This is a genomic window from Prauserella flavalba, assembly GCF_003202235.1.
In the GTDB taxonomy this organism is placed as follows: Bacteria; Actinomycetota; Actinomycetes; order Mycobacteriales; family Pseudonocardiaceae; genus Prauserella_A; species Prauserella_A flavalba.
The window spans coordinates 787,555-806,274 of sequence record NZ_MASU01000005.1 but is presented as its reverse complement, the minus strand read 5'-3'; the positions used below and the strand labels follow the sequence as shown (position 1 = coordinate 806,274).

The window sequence follows — 18,720 nt, the reverse complement described above, 5'->3', positions numbered from 1 at the left end:
TCACGACGCCTCACGGGACACGAGGATCTCGCCGCTGCCGTCCCAGCCCGCGAGCACGCCCTCCACGCGCAGGTCGTTGCCCTCGAAGCGGAGCTTGCCCTCGGCGCCCTCGAAGCCCTGCTTCGCCACCGTCGCCAGCCCCTGCTGGATCGCGGTGCGGTCGGCGCTGCCGGCCTCCTTGATGCCCCTGGCGAGGAACCACGCGGCGTCGTAGGCCTCGGCGGCGTAGTTGTTGGGCAGCTCGCCGTTGTACTTCGCCTGGTAGGCCTTGACGAACTCCTGGACGCTGGGCACCTCGGCGTGCGGGCTGAAGTCGCTCGGCCACACCGTGCCCTTGGCCTGCTGCCCGGCCGGCTTGAGGTTGCCGGCGCCCATCGAGGTCATGCCGACGATCTCGCCGGAGTAGCCGTTCTGCTTGAGCTGGGTGATCGCGGCCGGGTTCTGCGGGCCCTGCAACAGCACGAACACGGCGTCGGGCTTGGCGCGGGCGATCTTGGCCCCGGCGTTGGTGAAGTCCTGCGCGGTGAGCTGGACGCCGTCGGAGCTGCTCACGGTGAAGCCGTACTTCTTCGCCAGCTGCGGCACGGTCTCCTGGCCCAGTTCGGCGAGCGTGGGATTGCCGCTGTTGTAGAGCACGGCGGCGGTCTTGGCGCCCTTGCTCTTCAGGTACTCGCCGGCGTGGTGGAAGTACGAGCTCGCCGGAGCGGTGACGCGGTACGTGTAGTCGCCGACGAGCACGCCGTCGCTGCCGGCCTGCGTGTAGATCACCGGGATCTTCGCCTTGTCGGCGATCGGTGAGACGGCGGCGGCCTGCGAGCTGGCCGCGGGGCCGAGGATCGCGGAGTACGACTGGTCCGACACCGCCTGCGTCGCGAAGCTCGCGGCCTCCTGGACGCTCGCGGCGCTGTCGTGCAGGTCGATCTCGAGCTTCGTGTCGCCGAGGAACTTCCGCTGGTTGATCTGCTCGACGGCGAGGTCGATGCCGCGCGTGCTGTGCGTGCCCGCGAACGCGACCGGCCCCGTCATCTCCTTGATCGACATGATCTTGACGGTGCCGGGCAGTCCCTCTCCCCCACTGCCGCCCGTTCCCGACGAGGTCGCACACGCCGTTGCCAGCACGGCCGCCGTGCCGACGACCAGGGCACACCGGACCCGATTTCCCGTACGCATCTTCACTGACGCCTCCGTGGGGACCGAATCTATGATTATGATTCGTATGAGTTTTCACACGGTAAGCCGCGACGGCGTCGTTGTCCAGCCCTTCGGCGCAGCTGCTTGACACGCACCTGATTGGGGATAACGATTAACATCAATATGGATGGCAGAGTCGCCCTGGTGACCGGCGGCGGCAGTGGCATGGGCAGGGCGACCGTGCTCGCGTTCGCCCGCTCCGGCGCGCACGTCGTGGTCGCCGACGTGGACATCGAGGCCGGCCGCGGCGCCGCGGCCGAGGCCGGCGGCTGCTTCGTCGAGGCCGACGTGAGCAGACCGGAGGACGCCGAGCGCATGGTGACGACCGCGGTCGAGCGCTTCGGCAGGCTCGACTGCGCGGTGAACAACGCCGCGCTGACACCCGACCGCGCCGGCATCGTCGACGCGGACCTCGCCGAGTGGCACCGGCTGCTCGCCATCAACCTCACCGGCGTGCTGCTGTGCCTCAAGTACGAGCTCGCACAGCTGCGGCGGCAGGGCGGAGGCGGCGCGATCGTCAACGTCGGCTCGGTCCGGTCGCTGCGCGCCAAAGCGGGCTCCCCGGCCTACACCGCCGCCAAGCACGGCGTGCTCGGCCTGACCCGCACGGCCGCGCTGGAACACGCGAGCGAGGGCATCCGCGTCAACGCCGTGTGCCCCGGCGCGATCGACACCCCCATGGCGCGGGAGGCCAGGGCCGCCCGCGGCGAGAGCGAGGCGGCGATGGCGGCCAGGCTGAGCCCGCTGGGCAGGCTCGGCACCGCGGAGGAGATCGCCGAGGCCAACGTCTGGCTGTGCTCCCCCGCGTGCGAGCTGATCACCGGCCAGGCGATCGTCGCCGACGGCGGCTACCTGGCGCAATGAACGACCGAGAGAGGCGGGACCCGTGATCATCGACGCGCACACCCACATCTGGCCCGACCGCATCGCCGAGAAGGCGCTGACGGCCAACCGGCTGCCGGGCCTGACCGCCGTCGGCGACGGCAAGGCGGGCACGCTCGCCGCCCAGATGGCGGGCGGCGAGGTGGGGCACAGCGTCGCGCTCGGCGTCGCCGGTCAGGCCCGCCACGTCGACGCGACCAACGAGTTCATCGCCTCGCTCGACCGCGAGAGCTTCACACCGTTCGGCACCGTCCACGTGGACCTCTCCGTGGAGGAGAACCTCGCGAGCCTGCGCAGGCACGGCATCCACGGCGTGAAGGTGCATCCGCTGTTCCAGGGCTACGGGCTCAGGCACCCCCGGCTGTGGGAGCTCTTCGAGGCGTTCGGCAGCGACATCCCCGTGATCACCCACGTCGGCGCGGGCGGCGGCGGCGAGGTGAACGCGCTGAGCAACCCGAAGATGCTGCGCGAGATCGTCACGACGTTCCCCGACCTGCGGCTCGTCGCCTGCCACTTCGGCGGCTACCACATGCTCGCCGAGGCCGAGGAGGAGCTGCGTGGCCTGCCGATCGTGCTGGAGACGTCGTGGCCGCCGTCCGTCGCGAACGTCGACCCGGACACGGTGCGGCGGTTCATCACCCGGCATGGCACCGAGCGGGTGGTGTTCGGCTCGGACTGGCCGATGACCGACCCCGCCGCCGAGATCGCCGCGATCCGGCGGCTCGGCCTCGGCGACGAGGCCGAGGAGGCCGTCCTCGGCGGCAACCTCGCGAGGGTCTTCGGGCTGGACGTGGGCTGACCCGTCGATGGGCGCCGGTCAGCGCCAGTCGACGACCTCGTTCATGAGCTGCGGTTCGCGCCGGGCCACGGTCTTGGCGTACTCGCTCATGTGCTCGTGCATGAGCCGCTCGGCCACCTCCGCGTCGCCGGCGATGATCGCGTCGGCGATCTCGGCGTGCACCCGGCGGACGTGCCCGCGCTTGCGCGCGACGTACACTCCGGAGGCACGCTCGGTGAAGATGTCCTTCATCGCGCGGGCGAAGATGTCGAGCAGCCCGTTGCCGGACATCGACAGCACCTTGGCGTGGAAGGCGTTGCTCGCGACCAGCCACTCGGCATCGGTGCTCGCCTCGAAGCCCTGCTTGACGATCGCACGCAGCTCGTCGTTGTCGTCGGGATCGTGCCGCTGCGCGGCCAGCCGGGCGATGAGCGGCTCGATGATCAGCCGGGCCTCCACCAGCTCACTGAACTGGATGCCGAGCACCTGGAAGAACAGCGTGGCCATCCGCCCGAACTCGCGACTGTCCACTTCCGACACGACGGGCCCGCCGCCGGGGCCGGGCTTCATCCGGACGAGCCCGTGGGTCTCCAGGACTCGCAGCGCCTCCCGAAGCGAGGCGCGCGCCACCTGGTAGCGCTGGAGCATGACGCTTTCCGACTCCAGCATGTCGCCGGGCTTGAGATCGCGCTTGGCGATGTCGCGCACGATCTCCCTGGCGATGATGGCCGAAACCTTCTCGCTCCGGCGTTCCCATGCCGCGCCGGACGCCGCATTGTCAGTCATAATGAATCGCAGCATACCGGCGCGACCGGGAGCGGGCCGCGCAGGCGCCCCGGCGAGTGTCGCGAACTATTTCGTCAAGCGTTTCACCAGTTGTTTGGCGAGCGAGTCGAGGATGACCTCCGTGGATCCCTCGTAGATGCGCATGGGGCGCGCCTCACGGTACAGCCGTTCGATTTTGCTGCCGCGCACGAGCCCGAACCGGCCCATCGTCTGCACACACCGGTCCACCACCCGCGCGGCGACCTCGGTCGCGGCGACCTTCGCCATCGAGGACAGGTGCAGGTTGCCGAGTGGGTCACGGGCAGCCGCGGCCGCGGCACGGTAGGTGAGCGTCCGCGCACCCTCGATGTCGGTCCAGGACAGGGCGAGGTTGCCGGGAACGGAACCGAGCCGGGCGAGGCTCACCCCGAACTGCTCGCGGCCCGCGGCGTGCCGGACGGCCTCCTCCAGCGCCGCCTGCGCGAGCCCCACCGCGGCGCCGGCGACGGAGACCCGGAACGTCGCGAGCGTGGCCAGCACCAGCGAGAAGCCCTTGCCCGGCTCCCCCAGCCGGTTGCCCGCGGGCACCCGCACGCCGTCGAGCAGCACGTCTCCGAGCACATGCGGCGCGATGATCTGGTGCGTCTTCTCCACCGAGACGCCGGACGCGGCGGCGGGTACCAGCACGAGCGAGTAGCCCTCACCTTCGCGGGCGAGCACGCAGTAGAAGTCCGCGTCGCCGGCGTTGGTGATGAAGGACTTGTGGCCGTCGACCACCAGTTCGCCGTTCCGCTCGACGACCGATGTGGACAGTGCTTTGAGGTCGGAGCCCACACCGGGCTCGGTCAGCGCCAGCGCGGCGATCGCCTCCAGGCGGGCCACCCTCGGCAGCCACTCCTCGCGCAGCTCCGCGCTGCCGCCCTTGCCGATGGCGTAGCTGCCGATGCCCTGCATGCCGAGCAGCGAGTCGAGGTGCGCGCTCTCCGCGGCGAACGCCTCGCGCACCACGGTCACCGCCAGGGAGTCGACCTCCGGATAGCGACCACCGAACTCGGCCGGGACCATGATCGAGGCCAGCCCGGTCTCCGCCAGCCGCTTGCGCATCTCGGGGTCGATGTCGTCGGCCTCGTCGGCCCGCTCGGCGATGTCGCGTACCGATGCGGCGAACTCCCTCGCCTCGTCCCGCAGCGCGCGGTACGCCTCCGGGAGCTCGAACAGGGGTTGCTCGTGCGTCTCGCCCACCGGTACTCCTTCGTCCTCGGGTTCACTTCACGGCTATCTATGATTACCATAACAAGGAATAGGCTCGAGGAGGAGACTTCGTGACGTTCGATCCGACAACGGCGTTCGACCTCACCGGCAGGGTCGCGCTGGTGACCGGCGGCAGCAGGGGCCTCGGCAGGGCGATGGTGTTCGGCCTCGCGCGCGCCGGAGCCGACGTGGTGATCGCGAGCCGCAACCTCGACTCGTGCGAGCGGACGGCGGCCGAGGTGGAACGCGAGACCGGGCGCGAGGCCCTGCCGGTGAGCGCGCACGTCGGCCGCTGGGGCGGGCTGGAAGCGCTGGTCGACGCCGCTTACGACCGGTTCGGCCACGTGGACGTGCTCGTCAACAACGCGGGCATGTCGCCCCTCTACGACGGCCTCGACACCGTGAGCGAGGAGCTGTTCGACAAGGTACTCGGCGTCAACCTCAAGGGCCCGTTCCGGCTCTCGGCGCTGGTGGGCACGCGCATGGCCCAGGGGGAAGGCGGCTCGATCATCAACATCAGCAGCGCCGCCGCCGTTCATCCCCGGCCCGCCGTGGTGCCCTACGCCGCGGCCAAGGCCGGGCTCAACGCCGTCACTGTCGGCTTCGCCCACGCCTTCGGCCCCTCGGTGCGCTGCAACGCGATCATGGCAGGCACCTTCCACACCGACGTCAGCGCGTCGTGGGACCCCGAGACGTTCGCCGAGCGGGCCCGCGGCTTCGCGCTGCGCCGAGGCGGGCAGCCCGACGAGATCGTCGGCATGGCGGTCTACCTGGCGAGCGACGCCTCCAGCTACACCACCGGCGCCGTGCTCACCGTCGACGGCGGCCAGCCCTGACCGTGGCGCGCCGGGGCCCCGCACGGCCCCGGCGCGCACGCAGTCAAGGTGGCCTTCACCGCAGTACGCGGACGCAACCTGGGTCAGCTGGTGACGACCCCCTCGGCGCCGAGCACGGCCAGCTCGCCCGCACCGAGGCCGAGCCTCCCGCCGAGCACCTCCCGCGTGTGCTGCCCCACCGTCGGCACCCCGTCGTAGCCGGGGCCGTCGTAGCTGGCCAGGTGCAGCACCGGACCCGGCATCAGCACCGAGCCCAGACCGTGCTCACCGGTGATGCCCACCAGCGTGCGCTCCAGGAAGTGCGGGTCGGCGACGATGTCGGAGGCGTCGTTGACGGGCGCGTTGACCACGTCGTGCTCCTCCAGGATCCGCAGCGCCTCCGCCCTCGGCAGTGACCGCACCCAGTCGGCGACGTGCTTCTGCACCAGCTCGTTGTTGGCCAGCCGCGCCGAGTTGGTGGCGAAGCGGGGGTCCTCGACGAGTTCGGGCTGCCCCATCGCCGCGAACAGGCGCGCGGCGATGGCCTGGTTGGACGCGGCGATCGACAGGTACTTGCCGTCGGCGGCCTGGTAGATGCCGCGCGGCGAGGCGGCGCCGGTGTCGTTGCCGATGCGGCCTTGCACCTCGCCGAGCGAGGTGTACTTGAGCATCATGTCGCCGATGATGAACATCAGCGGCTCGTAGAGTGCCACGTCCACCACGTCGCCCTGGCCGGTGCGTTCGCGCCGGAACAGCGACATGGCCGTGCCCATTGCCGCGGAGATGCCCGCGATCGAGTCGGCGAAGCCGAACGGCGGCGCCGTGGGTGGCAGCTCGGGCCAGCCGTTGATCTGGGCGAACCCGCTGGAGGTCTCGGCCACGGTGCCGAACCCGGGCCGTGAACGGTACGGGCCGGTCTGGCCGAAACCGGAGACCCGCGTGAGCACCAGGCCGGGGTTGTCCGCGCTGAGCACGTCGTAGCCGAGCCCCCAGCCCTCCAGCCTGCCCGGCCGGAACGACTCGACGACGACGTCCACGGTGGAGGCCAGTCGCCGCACGAGGTCGCGGCCCTTCTCCGAGCGCAGGTCGATGCCCACCGACCGCTTGCCCGCGTTGAGCCTGCAGAAGCCGAGCGAGAGCCCGTCCTTTTGCGGCACCCACTGTCGCGCGTAGTCCCCGTTGCCCGGATCCTCGGCCTTGATCACGTCGGCGCCGAAGTCGCGCAACATCCGGCCCGTGGTCGGCGCCGCGTACCCGGCGCCGAGTTCGAGCACCCGCACGCCCGCGAGCGGCCCGGCGCCTGTGGATCTGGTCCCTGCCATGCTCCCCTACCTTCGTGCTGTTGGAACCGGTCAGACCCGCCACTGGATGTGCCGCGGTTCCAGGTACTCGTGGATGCCCCACTCGCCGATCTCCCTGCCGATGCCGGAGCGGCCCGACCCGCCGAAGGGGGCGTCGGGGCGCATGGCACCGCCGCCGTTGATCCAGACGGTGCCGGCGCGCAGGCGTTCGGCGACGCGGCGGCCCTCGGCGAGGTCGGGTGCCCACACGTTCGCCGCGAGGCCGAACGCGGTGTCGTTGGCGAGCCGGATCGCCTCGTCGGTGTCGCGGAAGGGCAGGATCACGGCGACGGGGCCGAAAATCTCCTGCTGCACGGCCCTCGCCGTGTGCGGCAGCCCGCCCAGCAGTACCGGGTTGATGAAGTAGCCCTTGTCGGGAAGCGGGTCGTCCACCGACAGGAGCACCTCGCCGCCGTCGGAGAGCGAGCCGTCGATGAAGCCCTGCACGCGCTCGCGGTGGTCGGGCCGGATCATCGGGCCGATGTTGGTCGCCGGATCCCACGGGTCGCCGACCTTCATCTGGTCGAACGCCGCCGCACCGGCCTCGAGGAACCGGTCGTACAGGCTCTCGTGCACCAGCAGCCGGGCCAGCGCCGCGCAGCCCTGCCCGCCGTTGCGCGACCAGCGCAGGTGCATCTCGACGGCGAAGTCCTCGACGTCGCAGCCGGGCAGCACGATGTTGGCCGACTTGCCGCCGAGCTCCAGCGTCACACCGGAGAGGTTCGCCGCGGCCTGCTCCATGATCTTGGCGCCGACCGCATCGGAGCCGGTGAACGACACCTTGTCCACGCCGGGGTGCGAGGAGAGCCGCTGCCCGACGTCGGCGCCGCCGATGATCACGTTGAACACGCCGTCGGGCAGGCCGGCCTCGCGGGAGAGGTCGCCGAAGAACAGCGTGGTCAGCGGCGTGCGCGGCGACGGCAGCAGCACCACGGTGCAGCCCGCGGCGAGCGCGGCGCCGAACTTGAAGATCGCGAGGTTGAGCGGGTAGTTGTAGCCGGTGATCGCGGCGACGACGCCCACCGGATAGTGGGTCACGTCGCTCATCGTCGGCACCGGCACGTCGTAGGCACCCAGGTGCTGCGTGCGGTCCTTCTTCGCCGCGTCGGCCTGCCAGCGCAGATGGCCGAGCCCCATCTTGACCTGCATGAACTCGGCGAGCGAGACCGGCGTGCCCACCTCGTTGACGATCGAGGCGAGCAGCTGCTCGGTCCGCGACTCCAGCACGTCGGCGAGCCGGTGGATCGCGGCGGAGCGTTCCTCTCCGGAGAGGGCCGCCCAGCCGTCGAACGCGTCCCGCGCCGCGCGGACCGCCTGGTCCACCTGGTCCGCCGACGCGCCCCCGACGGTGGCGATGACCTCCTCGGTCGCCGGATTGACGACGTCCCACCGCTCACCGGCGGGCTCCACCGGCTTGTTCCCGATGGTCAGCGTGCGCACGTCCGGCACGAAGTCCCGTTCCATCAGACACCTTCCTTCGGCTTCTTGAGCATCAGACCGACCCGGCGCATCTCGCAGACCAGCACGTCGTTCTGGTTGTATCCCCGGTGCTCGAACCACACGACCCCGGAGTCGTCGCGGCTCTTCGACTCTCGTTTGTCCACAATGGTCGTCTCGGCGCGCAGGGTGTCCCCGTGGAACACCGGGTGCGGGAACGTGATCTTGTCGTAGCCGAGGTTGCCGAGTGTGGTTCCCATGGTCAGCTCGGGCACGTGGAACGCGCCGATGAGCGCCACGGTGAACAGGCTGTTGAGCACCCGCGCGCCGTGCACCGTCGTCTTCGCGTACTCCTCGTCGAGGTGCAGCGGTGCGACGTTCATGGTCAGCGAGGTGAACATGACGTTGTCCATCTCGGTGATCGTGCGGCGGAACGCGTGTTTGTACTCCGCCCCGATCTCGAACTCCTCGAAGTAGAGGCCGCGCATGTCAGTCACCGCTCTTCTCGTTCGCGGCGATGGCCTCGGCGCGCGCCAGCCAGTCCACCGCCTTGTCGTAGTGCGCCTTGTCGATGTGCACGCCGCGGTAGCGCAGCGCGCCGGTGCCCTCGGCCGCGGCCTTCTCGTAGGCCTCGACGAGCCCGGAGTAGAACTCGATATCGGCAGCCGACGGCGAGAACACGTCGTTGATCACCGGCACGTGGCTCGGGTGGATGGCGATCATGCCGCGGAAGCCGAGCTGCCTGCCCCTGCGGGCGAACTCGCGCAGCCCGTCCAGGTTGGCCAGGTCCTCCCACAGCCCGGTGAGCGCGTGGATGCCCGCCTCGCGGCACGCGAGGAGGATCCGGCTTCGGTGGTAGAGGGTCTCGGTGCCCTCCGGGGTCCACTCGTAGCCCACAGCGCGGGCGATGTCGGCGTGCTCGGCGGTGGGGCCGATCATCGCACCGACGCGCGCCGAGGCGGAGGCGACCTCGCGGCAGTTGTGGATGGCGCCGACCGTCTCCACCGGGACGATGTACTCGAGCCCCGACACGCCGTTGCGGGTCTCGAAGTGGTCGAGCAGCGCGTCGTAACGCAGCACGTCGGTGGCCCGCTCGAGCTTGGGCGCGAAGACGCCGGTGAGGCCGGGCCCGACCACGGCTTCGAGGTCGCCGCCGGTCAGCTTCGTGTCGAGCGGGTTGACGCGCACGAACACGCCCACGTCCGCGTGCGTCTCGCGGATGCTCCGGATCGACTCCGCGACCGTGGCCCTCGCCGCCTCCTTCTCCCCCGCCGGCACCGAGTCCTCGAGGTCGAGCACCAGCGCGTCCGCCCCGGCCGCGAGTGCCTTGCCCACCCACGACGGGCGGTGACCCGGCAGGAACAGCACGGAACGGTACGGGCGCATCAGTAGCTCCTCGGCAGGCCGAGCACGTGCTCGGCCACGTAGTTCAGCACCATCTCCTGGCTGATCGGCGCGATGCGCATCAGCCGCGCCTCCCGGAAGTAGCGCTCGATGTGGTACTCCTTCGAGTACCCGTACCCGCCGTGCGCACTCAGCGCCGCGTCGGCGGCGAAGAACCCGGCCTCGGCGGCGAGGAACTTCGCCTCGTTGGACTCCTTGCCCGCCGAGTGACCGTGGTCGAGCAGCCACGCCGCCTGCTTGCACATGAGGTCGGCGGCGTCGAGCTGCACGAGCGCCCTGGCCAAGGGATGCGAGATCGCCTGGTTCTGCCCGATGGGCCTGCCGAACACGGTGCGCTCGCTCGCGTAGGACGTGGCCCTGCGCAGCGCCGCCCTGCCGATGCCGATCGCCGCGTTGGCCGAGATCACGCGCTCGGCGTTGAGCCCGGCGAGGATCGCCTTGAACCCGCCGCCGACCTCGCCGACCACGTCCGAGTCGGGCACGAACAGCTCGTCGATGAACAGCTCGTTGGTGTCGATGGCGTTGCGGCCCATCTTCGGGATCTTGCGCACGGTCACGCGCTCGCGGTCCAGCGGCGCGAAGAACAACGTCATCCCCGCGGTCCGCTTGGGACTGTCCGAGCGCGGTGCCGTGCGGCACAGGATGAGCATGCGCTCGGCCTCCTGCGCCTTGGTGATCCACACCTTCTTGCCGGAGATCGACCAGCCACCGTCCACTTTCTTGGCGAACGTGGAGATGTTGGTGGTGTCGGTGCCCGCGTCGGGCTCGGTCACCGCGAACGACGTGTGCAGGTCGCCCTCGACGAGCCTCGGCAGGAACCGCCGCTTCAGCTCCTCGCTGCCGTGCCGGATGATCGGCTCGAACCCGAAGATTCCGATGTGGACGGCGCTGCAGCCGTTCATGCCCGCGCCCGACGCGGCGATCTCCTGCTCGACGATCGCGGCCTCGGTGACGCCGTGCCCTCCGCCGCCGTACTCGGTGGGCACGGTCAGCCCGAGCCAGCCGCCCTTCACCACGGCGTTGTAGAAGTCCCACGGGAACTCCTGGGTCTGGTCGTGCTCGGCCCAGTAGTCGTCGGGGAAGTCCGAGCACAGCGCGCGCACGGCGGCGCGGATGTCGTCGTGGGTGGTGTCAGCGCTGAAGTCCATGCACCTTCTCCTGCCGGTCGAACGTGTCGGCGGTGATGCCCGTCTCGCGCAGCGCGGCCTTGCGTACCTTCTCCGACGGAGTCTTGGGGAGCGCGTCGACGAACCGCACGAACCTGGGGATGGCGAACTCGGGGATGCGGCCCCGGCACCACTCCAGGATCTCGGCCGGGTCGCAGGGCTGCGAGGTGACGACCACCGCGAGCACCTCGTCCTCGCCCGCCTCCACCCCGGCCGGAACACCGATGACGGCGCATTCGGTGACGGCCGGGTGCCCGAGCACCGCCTGCTCCACCTCGTAGGAGCTGATGTTCTCGCCGCGTCGGCGCAGCGCGTCCTTGTAGCGGTCCACGAAGTAGAACCAGCCGTCGGCGTCCTTGCGCAGCGCGTCACCGGTGTGGAACCACAGGTTGCGCCACGCCTCGACGGTCTTCTCCGGCATCCCGTAGTAGCCCATGCTGCACGTCCACGGCTGCTTGGGCCGCACCACCAGCTCGCCGATCTCGCCGACCGGCACCTCGCGGTCGGTCTCCGGGTCGACGAGGCGGAGGTCGAACCAGTCCGCGGCCTGCAGCCCGGCAGCGCCCGCGGGCCGGTCGACGCCGTAGGGCGACATGATCGGTGCGCACGTCTCGGTGAGCCCGAACGCGTCGACGAACGCCTCGATGCCGTAGCGTTTCTTGAACTGCTCGACGATCGAGCTGGCCGTCGGCGCCGCGTAGACGCAGCGCAGCCGGTTGTCGAGGTCGTTGTCGCGCGGTGGCTGCTTCCACGCGAAGTCCATCATCACGCCGACGAAGTTGGTCACCGTCACGCCGGAGTCGCGGACGTGGTCGATCCACCGGCTCGCGCTGAACTTCGGCCGTACCACCGCCCTCGCCCCGGCCACGAGCGCCGGGTAGACCGCCATGAACTGGGCGTTGCCGTGGAACAGCGGCGTGGTGGTGAGGTAGGTGTCCTCGTGCGTCAGTCGCGTCAGCGACACCACGATCTGGGCGAAGAAGTACAGCTGCGAGTGGGGCATGGCCACGCCCTTGGACGGGCCCGTCGTGCCGGAGGTGAAGAAGATCGCCCCCAGCTCCTCGGGCCTCGGTGCGGGCCGCTCCAGCACGGGTCCCTCTTCGAGCGCGTCCCACGGCTCGGCGCTCCAGCCGTGGCGCCGCAGCAGCTCCACGGCCTCGGTACCGGTGCCGGTGTCGATCACCCAGAACTTCTCGATCCCCCGCGCGTGCTCGGCGATCGCGACGAACCGCTCGGCGAACGTGTCGTCGATGACGGCCCACCTGGCGCCGACGGTCACCACCTGATGGCGAAGGAACTCGCCCTCGTAGTTGGTGTTGATGGGCACCTCCACCTGCCCGCCGACGGCGGTGCCGAACCAGCTGCGCACCAGGCGCGAGGAGTTGAGCGCCATGATGATCACCCGATCGCCCTGCTCGGCGCCCGCCTTGCCCAGGGCGCCCGCGATCCGCTCGGCCGAGCCGAGCATCTCCGCGTAGGTCCACTCCAGGCCCTCTTCGGGGGTCATCAGGAATGTCGAGTCCGGCCGCACCGACGCGTGGTGGCGGAGCACGGTGTTCAGCGTCCAGTCCAGCGGATCGCCGAACGTGGGCACGAGATCGCGGTACACCCGGGTCATGACGCCCGCTCCCCGGCGAGTGCGGGAATGTCGCTGCGCGGCGTGATCGCCCTGATCGCGGGCACCACGTCGCGGCCGAGGCGCTCGATGGTCGCCACGGTCTCGGCGCCGTCCATGCTGGGCCACTGCGGACGGACGAGCAGCGGGTCGACCGGCAGCGTGGTGACGAGCTCGGTCAGCTGCTTCACCACCTCCTCCGGTGAGCCGAGCACGGCATGCCCCGCGACAGTCTCGGCGAACGAATCCTCCAGCTCCTGCTTGCCCATCAGGTCGAAGCCCTTGCTGGCGTAGCTGAGGTACTTGCCCTTGGCGACGCGGGCGTACTCGGCGATGGCCTGCTCGCGGCTGTCGGCGACGAGGACGTTGCGCCGCAGCGGTTGCGGGCCGAACTCCTTGCCGCGTGCGGCGAAGCCGTCGCGGACGATGCGGTAGCGCTCGGCGGCCTCGTCACGGGACGCCTCCGGCGGGCACGCGTAGGCGTCACCGAGCCGTCCCGCGCGCTCCACGCCGGGTTTCTTCTGCGCGCCGATCCAGATCGGCGGGTGCGGCCGCTGCACGGGCCGGATGTGCGGGGCGACGCCGTCGAGCTGCCAGTGCCTGCCCCGGTGCGTCACCTCGTCCTCCGTCCACAGGCGCGTGATCACCTCGAGCGCCTCGTCCATCCGGGACGCCCGCTCCCTGAACGGGATGCCGAGGTAGCCGAACTCCTCGGGCCGGTAGCCGATCCCTGCGCCGAAGACGAGCCTGCCCTGGGTGACCACGTCGAGGGTCGCGAGCTCCTCGGCCAGGATCACCGGGTGGTAGAGCGGGGCGATCATGATCTGGGTGACGAGCTTGACGTGCGCGTCCACCTCGGCGGCCAGGCGCGCGAGCAGCGGCACGGGCTGCAGCCAGCGCAGTTCCCCGTAGAGGAAGTGCTGCCCGATCGCGATGTAGGTGAAGCCGTTGCGCTGTGCCGCGTCCACGATCCGCAGCACGTCGTCGAACTGCTGTGCCGGGGGTACGTCTTTCGGCACGTCGCTGAGCAGGAGACCGACCTGGACCATCAGTGCACCTACTTCGCCGTCAGGCCGCCGTCGACCGGGATGGTGACCCCGGTGACGTAGCTGGCGTCGTCGCTGGCCAGGAACGCGATGACCGAGGCGATCTCCTCGGGCTGGGCTCCGCGGCCCAGTGGGATCCCGGAGACGAAGTTCTTGGTCAGCTCCGAGACGTCCGCGCCCGGCTCGCGACCGAAGAACTGCGCGAGCATGGGCGTGTGCACGGTGCCGGGACACACCACGTTCGCCCGCACGCCGTCGGGTGCGCCGACCAGCGCGAGCGACCGGGTGAACGGCACGAGCGAGCCCTTGGTGAGCGAGTAGATGGGACTGAAGGGCGAGCCGACCAGCGCCGACGTCGACGAGGTCAGCGTGATGGAGCCCTTGCCGCCCGCGGCCTTGAGCAGGTCGAAGCCGAGCGTGCAGGTGTAGTAGGCGCTCTTGACGTTCACGTCGATGTTCTTGGCCCACTCCTCGTCGCTCACCTCGAGGCCGGCGGGGCCGGGCATCCCGACCTGGGCGTGCAGCGCGTGCAGCACCCCGTGCTCGGTGCGGATGCGGTCGTACAGCGCCGTGAGGCTCGCGTTGTCGGTGGCGTCGACCTGCTGCGGGCTGGCGCTGCCACCGGCGGCCACGATCTCCTTCGCCACGCCTTCGGCGGCGTCGGCGGCGAGGTCGGCCACGTAGACGTGGGCTCCCTCCGACGCCAGGCGCAGGGAGATGGACCGGCCCATGCCCGATCCACCGCCGACGACAGCGACGATGCGGTCTTCGAAGCGGCGTGTCATGTGTTTCCCTTCCAGGTGAGCCGGTCAGCGGCGTTGGTCGAACGAGCGGCCGAGCAGTTCGGAGACGATGCGGATGCGCTGCATGGCCGGGGTGCCCCCGGCGAGCGCCCACCCGTGCGAGTCGCGGTGCAGGCGTTCGAGGCCGAACTCCTCGGTGTAGCCGTTGCCGCCGTGCAGCTGGATCGCCAGGTCGGTGACCTTCTTGGCCATCTCGTTGGCGGTGCACTTGGCGAGCGAGACCTCCAGGGAGTTGGGCAGGCCGTCACCGAAGTCGGCCGCGGCGCGCCGGATCAGCAGCCGTGCGGCCTCCACCTGCAGCACCATGTCGGCGAGGCTCATCTGCACGCTCTGGAACTCCACCAGCGGCTTGCCGAACTGGGTGCGTTCCTGCACGTAGCGGACGGTGCGGTCGAGTGCGGCCTGGCCGATCGCGAGACTCATCGTGGCGTTGCCGAGGCGTTCGATCGAGAAGGCGCCGAACAGCTCACGGAACCGGCCGGGCCCGAGCACGACGTTCTCGGCGGGGACCACGACGTCGTCGAAGAGCACGTCGGCCGAGGGGATGCCCCGGAAGCCCATCAGCTTCTCGCGCTGCCCGAAGCTCATGCCGGGCCTGTCGGCCTCGACGAGCACCGCACCGATCGCCTTCGAGCCGGGCTCGTCGTTCATCCGCGCGTAGACGAGGTAGTAGTCGGCTTCGCTGCCGTTGGAGATCCAGCGCTTGCCGCCGGTGATCCTGACCTTGTCGCCCTCGCGCACGGCCTTGGTCTTCAGGTCGGTGGCGGCCGAGCCGGCGTCGGGCTCCGAGATCGCGACCGCGAGCGTCGCGTCGCCCCGGATGATCGGCGGCAGGAAGCGCTCGCGCTGCTCCTCGGTGCCGAGCCGGGCCACCACCTGCGCGGGACCGGTGTTGGACTCGAACACCTGGAACGCGGCGGGCCGGCATTCCTTCGCCAGCTCCTCGATCACGGTCAGCGCGTGCTGCAGCGGCGCGCCGCCGCCTCCGTAGCGCTCCGGCAGCGCGATGCCGAGAAAGCCGAGTTCACCCAGATAGCGGCGTTCGTCGTGGGGGAAGGCCGTGCGCGAACGGTCCCACTCCTCCGCGTGCGGCGCGTACCGTTCCAGGGCGACCTTGGCGGCGACCTCCTTGAGTGCGCGCTGTTCGTCAGCGTCGATCACCTGTGTCACGAGGGCTCCGTTCCTGCCTACGTTTTCGTAGTAATCATCATCATAGTCTTGCCGCGAATGGGGTCAAGCTTGCTTCATTCCGGCCATCCTGGGCAAGATGTATCCTGGTTATCATCATCATAGATTTGAGGAGGCGCAATGGGCCGGGCCGTCATCGTGGACGCCGTCCGCTCCCCCATGGGACGCGGCAAGCAGTCGGGCGCGCTCGCCGGGGTCCACCCGGTCGACCTCCTGGCTCAGGTGCTGACGGGCCTGGTCGCCCGCAACGACCTCGACCCGGCGACCATCGACGACGTGCTCGTCGGCTGCGTCGGTCAGGCCGGTGAGCAGTCGGCGACGCCGGGTCGCCAGGCCGTGCTCGCCGCCGGCTTCCCGGCCCACGTCCCGTCCACGACCATCGAGCGCAAGTGCGGCTCCGGACAGCAGGCCGTGGACTTCGCCGTGCAGGGCGTGGTGGCCGGGGCCTACGACATCGCGATCGCCGCGGGCGTCGAGTCCATGAGCCGCGTGCCGATGGGGTCGGCGCGCATGGACGCCGACCCGTTCGGGCCCTCGGTGCGCGCCCGCTTCCCGGACCTGGTGCCGCAGGGCGTCTCGGCTGAACTGGTCGCCGCGAAGTGGAAGCTGACCCGCGCCGAGCTGGACGAGTACTCCGCCCGCTCGCACGCGCGCGCCGCCGCCGTGCGCGCGAGCGGCGGCTTCGCCGGCGAGATCGTGCCCATCACCACGCCGGACGGCACCACGGTGACCAGCGACGAGAGCATCCGCGAGGGCACCACGCCCGAGAAGCTCGCCGGGCTGGCGCCCGCGTTCGCCCGCGAACCGTACCTTGGCCGGTTCCCCGAGCTGGAGTGGCTGATCACCGCGGGCAACTCCTCGCAGATCACCGACGGTGCGAGCGCGCTGCTGGTGATGTCGGAGGAGAAGGCGGCGGCGCTGGGCCTGCGGCCGAGGGCCGCGATCGTCGCGAGCGCCGTGGTCGGCGACGACCCGACGCTGATGCTCACCGGGCCGATCCCGGCTACGCACAAGGTGCTCGCCAGGTCGGGGATCGGGCTCGACCGGATCGACGCCGTCGAGGTCAACGAGGCGTTCGCCCCGGTGCCGCTGGCCTGGCAGCGGGAGTTCGGGGTGCCCGACGAGCGGCTCAACCCGGCGGGTGGCGCGATCGCGCTCGGGCACCCGCTCGGCGCGTCCGGCTGCCGCCTGATGACCACCATGATCAACCACCTGGAGCGCACCGGCGGGCGCTACGGCCTGCAGACCATGTGCGAGGCGGGCGGCATGGCCAACGCCGCGATCGTCGAGAACCTGAGCGCGTAAAGGAGAGAGATGAAGCTGGACAACTCGGCCGCCGTCGTCACCGGTGGCGCCTCGGGCCTCGGCCTCGCGACCGTGCGCCGCTTCGTGGAACGTGGCGTGCCCACCGTGATCGTCGACCTGCCCACGTCCGACGGCGAGCGGATCGCCAAGGAGCTGGGCGAGCTGGTGCGCTTCGGCCCCGCTGACGTCGCCGACGCCGGCGCCGTGTCGGAGGCGCTCGACCTCGCGCAGGCGCCGATCCGCGCCCTCGTGCACTGCGCGGGCCGTGGCGGCACCGTTCGCGTCGTGGAGCGCGACGGCTCCCCCGGTTCCCTGGAGACCTACGAGTCGATCGTGCGGACCAACCTGATCGGTTCGTTCAACGTGCTGCGGCTGACCGCGGCGCGGATGGTGACCAACGAGCCGGTCGACGGCGAACGCGGCGTGTGCGTGCTGACCGCGTCGGTGGCCGCGTGGGAAGGACAGATCGGACAGATCCCCTACGCGTCGGCCAAGTCCGGCGTGGTCGGCATGACGCTGGTCGCCGCCCGGGACCTGGCGCGCAAGCTCGTGCGCGTGTGCTCCATCGCACCCGGTACCTTCGACACCCCGATCCTGTCCCGGTTCTCCGACGAGATCCGCGACGGCCTCGCCAGGCAGACCCCGCACCCGCAACGGCTCGGCGACCCGGACGAGTTCGCCGCGCTGGCCCACCACATCGTCGACAACCCGATGCTCAACGGCGAGACGATCCGCCTCGACGGCGCGATCCGCATGCCCCCGAAGTAACCGCGAGTCGTACGCTCCAGCCCGCGAGTCGCCCGCTCAGGACCGCGAGTCTTGCGTTCCCGACCACGAGTCTTGCGTTCCCGACCACGAGTCTTGCGTTCCCGACCACGAGTCTTGCGTTCCCGTAAGGAGAGCACCGTGTCCGACCCCGTTGTCCTGACCGAGCAGATCGACGGCGTCCAGGTCGTCACCCTCAACCGGCCCGAGGCCCGCAACGCGATCAACACCGCCACCGCCGAGGCGATCGCCGCCGCGATGGACGAGCTGGACCGGCGTGACGACCTGGTCGCGAGCGTGATCACGGGCGCGGGGTCGACGTTCTGCGCCGGGATGGACCTCAAGGCGTTCCTCGCCGGCGAGCGCCCGTCGGTGCCCGGCCGGGGCTTCGCGGGCATCGTCGAGCAGCCGCCCGCGAAACCGGTGATCGCGGCCGTGGAGGGACACGCCATCGCGGGCGGGTTCGAGATCGTGCTCGCGTGCGACCTGATCGTCGCCGCCGACAACGCCGTGTTCGGCCTGCCCGAGGTCAAGCGCGGACTGGTCGCGGCGGGCGGCGGCCTGCTGCGGCTGCCCGAGCGCGTTCCGTACCACCTCGCCGTGGAGTGGGCGCTGACCGGCGAGTTCGTGCCGGCGCGGCTCGCTCACGAGGTGCACCTGGTCAGCAGGCTGACCGAACCGGGCGCCGCCCGTGACACCGCGCTCGACTTGGCCCGCGGCATCGCCCGCAACGGTCCGCTGGCGGTGCGGGCGACCAAGGAGATCATCAGGGCCGCCCGCGACTGGCCCTCCGGCGAGGCGTTCACCCGGCAGCAGGAGTTCGTCGAGCCCGTGCGCTCGTCGGCCGACGCCAAGGAGGGCGCGCTCGCGTTCAAGGAGAAGCGGGCCCCGGTCTGGCAGGGCCGCTGACGCGATAGACTGATCACGGCTCCTCGACCAGTGCAGCCTGCTGCGCGCCTGGGTGGCGGC

General features: G+C 70.6%; 18 protein-coding genes. 6 read left to right on the top strand and 12 right to left on the bottom strand.

Annotation, left to right across the window (positions count from 1 at the left end; translation table 11 throughout):
* On the bottom strand, positions 1 to 1,170 hold the full coding sequence (locus BA062_RS11200; protein ID WP_110337235.1) for an ABC transporter substrate-binding protein: 1,170 nt from the start codon (positions 1,168 to 1,170) through the stop codon (positions 1 to 3).
* Positions 1,171 to 1,314: 144 nt separating this feature from the next.
* On the opposite strand from BA062_RS11200, the gene BA062_RS11195 reads away from it, so the two are divergent.
* Both BA062_RS11195 and BA062_RS11190 read left to right on the top strand, forming a co-directional pair.
* Entirely contained in the window at positions 1,315 to 2,055 is a 741-nt protein-coding gene (locus BA062_RS11195) for an SDR family NAD(P)-dependent oxidoreductase (RefSeq protein WP_110335981.1), read from the top strand.
* A 22-nt stretch (positions 2,056 to 2,077) separates the two neighbouring features.
* The gene (locus tag BA062_RS11190; protein WP_110335980.1) at positions 2,078 to 2,872 is read left to right on the top strand and encodes an amidohydrolase family protein; all 795 of its coding nucleotides are present in this window, start codon (positions 2,078 to 2,080) and stop codon (positions 2,870 to 2,872) included.
* Between the two features lie 18 nt (positions 2,873 to 2,890).
* Here BA062_RS11190 and BA062_RS11185 read toward each other — a convergent pair whose 3' ends face one another.
* Together BA062_RS11185 and BA062_RS11180 are read right to left on the bottom strand one after the other, a co-directional pair.
* Positions 2,891 to 3,637 carry a FadR/GntR family transcriptional regulator gene (locus BA062_RS11185; RefSeq protein ID WP_199542737.1) on the bottom strand — a complete coding sequence of 249 codons (747 nt, stop codon included), beginning with the start codon at positions 3,635 to 3,637 and terminating at the stop codon, positions 2,891 to 2,893.
* 66 nt (positions 3,638 to 3,703) lie between these two features.
* On the bottom strand, positions 3,704 to 4,858 hold the full coding sequence (locus BA062_RS11180) for an acyl-CoA dehydrogenase family protein (RefSeq protein WP_245959774.1): 1,155 nt from the start codon (positions 4,856 to 4,858) through the stop codon (positions 3,704 to 3,706).
* A gap of 80 nt (positions 4,859 to 4,938) precedes the next feature.
* On the opposite strand from BA062_RS11180, the gene BA062_RS11175 reads away from it, so the two are divergent.
* Entirely contained in the window at positions 4,939 to 5,703 is a 765-nt protein-coding gene (locus BA062_RS11175; RefSeq protein ID WP_110335978.1) for an SDR family NAD(P)-dependent oxidoreductase, read from the top strand.
* Between the two features lie 83 nt (positions 5,704 to 5,786).
* Here the strand turns inward: BA062_RS11175 and BA062_RS11170 are convergent, their stop codons facing one another.
* From BA062_RS11170 to BA062_RS11130, 9 genes are read right to left on the bottom strand one after another with little or no spacing between them, the layout of a single operon-like run.
* Positions 5,787 to 7,004: a CaiB/BaiF CoA transferase family protein gene (locus BA062_RS11170; RefSeq protein WP_110335977.1), complete on the bottom strand. Its 1,218-nt coding sequence runs from the start codon at positions 7,002 to 7,004 to the stop codon at positions 5,787 to 5,789.
* A 30-nt stretch (positions 7,005 to 7,034) separates the two neighbouring features.
* The gene (locus BA062_RS11165) at positions 7,035 to 8,486 is read right to left on the bottom strand and encodes an aldehyde dehydrogenase family protein (RefSeq protein WP_110335976.1); all 1,452 of its coding nucleotides are present in this window, start codon (positions 8,484 to 8,486) and stop codon (positions 7,035 to 7,037) included.
* Positions 8,486 to 8,947 (bottom strand): MaoC family dehydratase, encoded by a 462-nt coding sequence (locus BA062_RS11160; protein WP_110335975.1) that lies wholly within the window; start codon positions 8,945 to 8,947, stop codon positions 8,486 to 8,488. Before BA062_RS11160 ends, BA062_RS11165 begins: the two co-directional genes overlap by 1 nt.
* 1 nt (position 8,948) lies before the next feature.
* Positions 8,949 to 9,845, bottom strand: a complete 897-nt coding sequence (locus tag BA062_RS11155) for an HpcH/HpaI aldolase/citrate lyase family protein (RefSeq protein ID WP_110335974.1) — start codon at positions 9,843 to 9,845, stop codon at positions 8,949 to 8,951.
* A complete protein-coding gene (locus BA062_RS11150) occupies positions 9,845 to 11,011 on the bottom strand; it encodes an acyl-CoA dehydrogenase family protein (RefSeq protein WP_110335973.1) in 1,167 nt (388 codons plus the stop codon). Before BA062_RS11150 ends, BA062_RS11155 begins: the two co-directional genes overlap by 1 nt.
* On the bottom strand, positions 10,995 to 12,647 hold the full coding sequence (locus tag BA062_RS11145) for an AMP-binding protein (protein WP_110335972.1): 1,653 nt from the start codon (positions 12,645 to 12,647) through the stop codon (positions 10,995 to 10,997). Before BA062_RS11145 ends, BA062_RS11150 begins: the two co-directional genes overlap by 17 nt.
* A complete protein-coding gene (locus BA062_RS11140) occupies positions 12,644 to 13,693 on the bottom strand; it encodes an LLM class flavin-dependent oxidoreductase (RefSeq protein ID WP_110335971.1) in 1,050 nt (349 codons plus the stop codon). The genes BA062_RS11145 and BA062_RS11140 overlap by 4 nt, the downstream gene beginning before the upstream one ends.
* A gap of 8 nt (positions 13,694 to 13,701) precedes the next feature.
* Positions 13,702 to 14,475 carry an SDR family NAD(P)-dependent oxidoreductase gene (locus BA062_RS11135; protein ID WP_110335970.1) on the bottom strand — a complete coding sequence of 258 codons (774 nt, stop codon included), beginning with the start codon at positions 14,473 to 14,475 and terminating at the stop codon, positions 13,702 to 13,704.
* 24 nt (positions 14,476 to 14,499) lie between these two features.
* On the bottom strand, positions 14,500 to 15,663 hold the full coding sequence (locus tag BA062_RS11130) for an acyl-CoA dehydrogenase family protein (RefSeq protein WP_245959773.1): 1,164 nt from the start codon (positions 15,661 to 15,663) through the stop codon (positions 14,500 to 14,502).
* A 138-nt stretch (positions 15,664 to 15,801) separates the two neighbouring features.
* Here BA062_RS11130 and BA062_RS11125 point away from each other — a divergent pair, with 138 nt between their 5' ends.
* The 3 genes from BA062_RS11125 to BA062_RS11115 all read left to right on the top strand — a co-directional run bounded on the left by BA062_RS11125 (position 15,802) and on the right by BA062_RS11115 (position 18,660).
* Positions 15,802 to 16,986, top strand: coding sequence for a thiolase family protein (locus BA062_RS11125; RefSeq protein ID WP_110335969.1), 1,185 nt, complete (start codon positions 15,802 to 15,804; stop codon positions 16,984 to 16,986).
* A 9-nt stretch (positions 16,987 to 16,995) separates the two neighbouring features.
* The gene (locus BA062_RS11120; RefSeq protein ID WP_110335968.1) at positions 16,996 to 17,754 is read left to right on the top strand and encodes an SDR family NAD(P)-dependent oxidoreductase; all 759 of its coding nucleotides are present in this window, start codon (positions 16,996 to 16,998) and stop codon (positions 17,752 to 17,754) included.
* Positions 17,755 to 17,892: 138 nt separating this feature from the next.
* A complete protein-coding gene (locus BA062_RS11115) occupies positions 17,893 to 18,660 on the top strand; it encodes a crotonase/enoyl-CoA hydratase family protein (RefSeq protein ID WP_110335967.1) in 768 nt (255 codons plus the stop codon).
* Positions 18,661 to 18,720 lie beyond the last annotated feature (60 nt).